We start from the raw sequence: 2,468 nt of genomic DNA on the forward strand, positions 1-2,468 counted from the left end.
TTAGATTCCAATGATGAAACAAGAACGACAGCGGAAAACCACGAGAAATCGCGCTCAGAGGTGCCAATCGGGTCTTCGTCCAACGAGAACAGCGAGAGTGATCGCCCCGACAGCGAGGCCTTGAGCCTGCCGTCCTTTGTGGCGGGCTCCGGAACGCTTGACCGGCTGGTCGACACCGCCCGCGACTATGCGCGCGCGGCGGCGTCTGACAACACGCTGAAGGCCTACGCGAAGGATTGGGCGCACTTCGCGCGCTGGTGCCGGATGAAGGGCACGGAACCGCTGCCTCCGTCGCCGGAAATGATCGGGCTCTACCTAGCGGATCTGGCGTCCGGGTCGGGACCCTCTCCTGCCCGATCGGTCAGCACCATCGACCGCCGCCTGTCGGGCCTCGCTTGGAACTATGCGCAGCGCGGCTTTGCCCTCGATCGCAAGAACAGGCACATCGCGACAGTGCTGGCGGGGATCAAGCGCAAGCACGCGCGTCCGCCGGTTCAGAAGGAAGCGATCCTGGCAGAAAACATTCTCGCGATGGTCGCCACCCTGCCCTATGATCTGCGCGGGCTGCGGGATCGGGCGATCCTGCTGGTGGGATATACCGGAGGCTTGCGCCGCTCGGAAATCGTGAGCCTCGACGTCCACAAAGATGATACGCCGGATTCCGGCGGCTGGATCGAGATCCTGGAGAAAGGTGCCCTGCTCACGCTCAACGCCAAGACCGGCTGGCGCGAGGTCGAGATCGGCCGCGGCTCCAGTGATCAGACCTGCCCCGTGCGTGCGCTCGAGCAGTGGCTGCATTTCGCCAAGATCGACTTCGGTCCGGTCTTCGTCGGCACCTCACGGGATGGCAAACGAGCGTCCGAAACCAGACTGAACGACAAGCATGTGGCCCGCCTGATCAAGCGCACGGTCCTAGACGCCGGCATCCGATCCGAGCTACCCGAAAAGGAGCGCCTGGCTCTGTTCTCCGGTCACTCGCTGCGTGCTGGTCTCGCGAGTTCAGCAGAAGTCGACGAACGCTATGTCCAGAAGCAGCTCGGGCACGCCTCGGCCGAGATGACCCGCCGCTACCAGCGCCGGCGCGACCGGTTCCGCGTGAACCTGACCAAGGCCGCCGGACTCTGACCCCCTGCCCCATCATGCCGCCTGTCCACTGAGCCTGCCATAGAAGCTGCGCTCGAGATGCAGCTCGCCTGCCCCGGCCTTCTCGACCATGCCGCGCAGATATCCGCCCGGCGAGGAGACTTCACCCGCGCAATGCTTCTCGAAGACCAACGCCAGCGCTGCTGTCGCCACCTGTTTGCCCAGCCGGTCCTGTGCCACGTTCCAGGCATGCTCGGACACCCCGATCATCGGCCTGAGTTGACCAGCAACCCGGTGCAGATCGCCCCAATCTTTAAGGAACCCGCCCATATTGCGCGCCCAGGATGCGAATTCCGGACAGGCCTGCATGATTGTGGGCAGATCGAGCGCCGTGCGCTTCTTGCGCACCTCGGCAACCCATTCTTCCAGCTCTCTATCAACCCGATCCTCGGTCTGAGCATTGGGCACCACGGCGGCGGCTTCCTCTTTTTCAGAGGAATTACTAGTTACAGGATCAAGTTGGTTTGTAATTAGTATATGAGGTTCGGAAGTGACCTCCCTGGGGTTCATTTCTTGAGTCTTCTTAGAAACTTGTTCCATGGTTTCAGGCGTGTTTTCCACAGGCTCAACGACCTGAGTTGCCTTGAGATAAGCCGCTTCGACACGCTCCTGGAGCTCCTTGAACCAGCCCAGCAGCCGTGCAAGCTGCGCGGACGCTTCATGGCGGCGCGGAAGCCGGTCCAGAAGCTCCTCGAAGAGCCCCGTGAACTGCGTCCAGGGCCCGCGCAGCGCGCTGCTGACGGCTGCCTCGATCCGCGCGCGGATCATGCGGCGTGCCACGGTGATCTGACGCTTCAGGCGTTGGCAGAGCTCGCGCTCGGCCTGCAAATCGGCATGAAGCTCCTCGAACTCATCGACACGGGCTGAAAGCGGCGACAGATCGAAGCCATAGGCCTCGACGATGCGCCCCTCGGCGTCCCTGCGGCCCCACCGCTTGCCGTTTGGGCTGTCCTGGAAGGAGATCACGCCGATCTCGGCCAGGCGCCGTGCATGGCGCTTGAGTGCGGAGAGCGAGAAGCCCGTCTGTTCCATCAGATAGGCGTTCGAGGCCCAGACGATCGGGCGCTGCCCCTCCTCCCAGTCCTGGGCCTGGGTAAAGGCCCCGAGCGTGTCAAGAAGCATCATGTCTCCGGCCTTGAGGCCAATATAGGCCCCTACCCGCTTCACAGCGACAAAAGCCCGCGTTTTGGGCACAGCTACCTGTTCACCGGCTTGGGCAAGTTGCTCTGCAATGCCAAGACCCGGTGTCGGCTTGCGCCATCCTGAGGGCTGCCACGCGATGGGCATATCTCTCCCGTGCTGAGGCATACCTGCCTCAGTCGCTC

2 protein-coding genes are annotated in these 2,468 nt (G+C 62.9%); one reads left to right on the plus strand and one right to left on the minus strand.

Annotation, left to right across the window (positions count from 1 at the left end; genetic code table 11):
- Positions 1-66: 66 nt before the first annotated feature.
- On the plus strand, positions 67-1,125 hold the full coding sequence (locus A3764_RS17410) for a tyrosine-type recombinase/integrase (RefSeq protein WP_443069394.1): 1,059 nt from the start codon (positions 67-69) through the stop codon (positions 1,123-1,125).
- Positions 1,126-1,137: 12 nt separating this feature from the next.
- Here A3764_RS17410 and repC read toward each other — a convergent pair whose 3' ends face one another.
- The gene (gene repC, locus A3764_RS17415) at positions 1,138-2,430 is read right to left on the minus strand and encodes a plasmid replication protein RepC (protein ID WP_067263186.1); all 1,293 of its coding nucleotides are present in this window, start codon (positions 2,428-2,430) and stop codon (positions 1,138-1,140) included.
- Between the last annotated feature and the right edge of the window lie 38 nt (positions 2,431-2,468).

Origin of the sequence: Sulfitobacter sp. HI0129 (assembly GCF_001635395.1) — a bacterium.
In the GTDB taxonomy this organism is placed as follows: domain Bacteria; phylum Pseudomonadota; class Alphaproteobacteria; order Rhodobacterales; family Rhodobacteraceae; genus Sulfitobacter.

Bases quoted from the DNA above. Each gene is read 5' to 3' on its own strand.
- repC (WP_067263186.1), bottom strand. From the start codon at position 2,430: ATGCCCATCGCGTGGCAGCCCTCAGGATGGCGCAAGCCGACACCGGGT.